The sequence below is a fragment of the Dehalococcoidia bacterium genome, from assembly GCA_025054935.1.
Classification (GTDB): domain Bacteria; phylum Chloroflexota; class Dehalococcoidia; order SpSt-223; family SpSt-223; genus JANWZD01.
Window position 1 is genome coordinate 1 of the sequence record JANWZD010000068.1, and the last position, 588, is coordinate 588.

Consider the following 588-nt stretch of genomic DNA (forward strand, 5'->3'; position numbering starts at 1 on the left):
GTTCCAAGTATTCGCGTGCGTTTAGGCCGGGAATCCGCGCGCCGGCGCGCCGCCCAATACCGGCTAGGTTAGGGCCAACTCCCGCGCGCCCATTCGGATCAAGCGTGTGGCAGGTCGCGCATGGCACGCCGCCGGCCAGCGGCGCTCGGCCAGAAAAGAGGTCGGCGCCGCTGATCCGCGCGATTGCCGAAGGAGTTGGCAATGGCGTGGCCGGTTGCTGCGAGGCGCAAACGGCCACCACGCCGGCAAGCATCACTCCGGCGAGCAACGGCGCTAACCACGCCGGTAATCTCACCATCGCGACCTCCCGTGTCGTAAGGCCATAGCGGCGCTATGGCCTTACTATGTTCCGATCACGCCACTGTCGAAGCGTTGCACCGTGATTACGCTGGGCCGCGGCAAACCTTGCCGGTCGGGCCACGTGCTGATCGGGTTCTCGAAGGTGCCACCCTCACCGGGATGTTGGATGGCGAGGAAGAGGGTGCGATTATCGGGGGTGAATTCCGGCCCGCACACTTCACTGCCGGCTACCGACGAGAAGAACTGCTGCAAGTGGCCACGCTGTGAACCGCTCACCGGCACTGCGAA

At 65.1% G+C, this 588-nt stretch carries 1 protein-coding gene; it reads right to left on the bottom strand.

The features are described from left to right. Positions 1-342: 342 nt before the first annotated feature. Positions 343-588: DUF839 domain-containing protein (locus tag NZ773_16290; GenBank protein ID MCS6803487.1), on the bottom strand; the 246-nt coding region annotated here is incomplete at its 5' end.